The sequence below is a fragment of the Komagataeibacter rhaeticus genome (genome assembly GCF_003207855.1).
GTDB classification, from domain to species: Bacteria; Pseudomonadota; Alphaproteobacteria; order Acetobacterales; family Acetobacteraceae; genus Komagataeibacter; species Komagataeibacter rhaeticus.
In genome coordinates this window covers 1-1,368 of the sequence record NZ_NKTZ01000056.1, presented here as the reverse complement: position 1 = coordinate 1,368, position 1,368 = coordinate 1, and the positions used below count along the sequence as shown (strand labels likewise).

The 1,368-nt window shown below is 43.1% G+C and carries 1 protein-coding gene; it reads right to left on the bottom strand.

Annotation, left to right across the window (positions count from 1 at the left end):
- Positions 1 to 54 precede the first annotated feature (54 nt).
- Entirely contained in the window at positions 55 to 1,155 is a 1,101-nt protein-coding gene (locus tag CFR78_RS16145) for a hypothetical protein (RefSeq protein WP_146221314.1), read from the bottom strand.
- Positions 1,156 to 1,368 lie beyond the last annotated feature (213 nt).

The window sequence follows — 1,368 nt, the reverse complement described above, 5'->3', positions numbered from 1 at the left end:
CGACGCCATCTGGTCCGGGGTTAACCCCGGACCAGATGGCCAACAGCAACGCCGTCAGAAGGGCGGCATAACAACAACCGGGTATAGCTTATCAAGCCCGCAAAACTGTCCGAACGGACGGGACCACCTCTCTTCGGCGAAGGCAATAGTGTTTGATGAATATATATTGGAATGAATATCTTCTATAAATAAGCGAGAACTAACCGATTGCCCCCAGTAAGTGTTAATCAGGTTTCGATCATCTTCTGGGAGGGATGACACTTCCGATGATTCGAAGACGACAATTCTTGTACCATTAGCTGATATCTCAGACTTGTCCTCAAAGTCCTTCAAGCTTAACTTTATGTCAATATAATTTCCCTCGCCAATCGAAACTCGAAGCAGAGACGGAACTTTAACTGCTGTATTAGTACGGCCAGAGTTTATTAATGAGGCGGATACGGTAAAGTATGAGCGATTGTCAAAAAGTTCCTTTTTGAGTAATTCGATTTTTCGTTCCCAAGCTGGCAAATTACTTTGAAGATCTGTATACCGTTTTTCGAGCCTCTCTAGCCGCTTCTGATAGGCCTCTCGAAGGGCATCGAGGCTTTTTTCAGGGGAAGATGGGTCAAAATCAACCTCTGGATAAAGAGGGGAATTCAATCTATCACATTCGTATTTGGTTAGTGTTGTCGAGGTCAGGGCATTGACTCGATCTAGTTCTTTCTTGCGCTCCTCTATTTGAGACGGCAGGTCCCGCAGGCTCTGCTTTGCATTAGCTAATAGTTCCTCAGTTTGCGCGAGAGTATACCCTCTTTTTACCTGGCGCTTGACATTTAATATATTGCTTTCATCGTCAAAAGGCAATGACTGACGTTTTCTGGTGGTTATCAGAGGGCGTATTTCCGGGTCGTCATCAAGAGATATTATGGCTGTATCACTTACTGTTCGCTTAATTGCACTTATTTCCACTGATAGATTGGGAGCATTTACAAATAGAGCCTGCCACAACGGCATTGAAAATGCGACTAGAAGTCCAAGAACGGCTGAAACTAAGGGAACAAAGGACGGTTTAATGCCCGACAGGCTTGCGATTATATAGCCAATAATTGCGCCCAATACGAATGAAGTTACGATCTTCAAGTATAGAACTAATAGTTTTTTGTCATTTTTCATATGAATTTTCCAATAAGATGCAAATAACAAATGGGCTTTTCAAGCGATGTCCAACATAATTGTATATCACAAAAAATCGAAGTTCATATCTAAGGTCAGGAATCTTTATAGCATCTAGTGTCCTGATCGAGAAGTTTATATGATTATCCTGATGGCAGGGGTAATCGAATGGGACGTGTAGCGGTTGCGATTGAACTGACGGCATTGGAGCGT

Coding starts and splice junctions, on each gene's coding strand:
- CFR78_RS16145 (WP_146221314.1), bottom strand. CDS start 1,155: ATGAAAAATGACAAAAAACTATTAGTTCTATACTTGAAGATCGTAACT.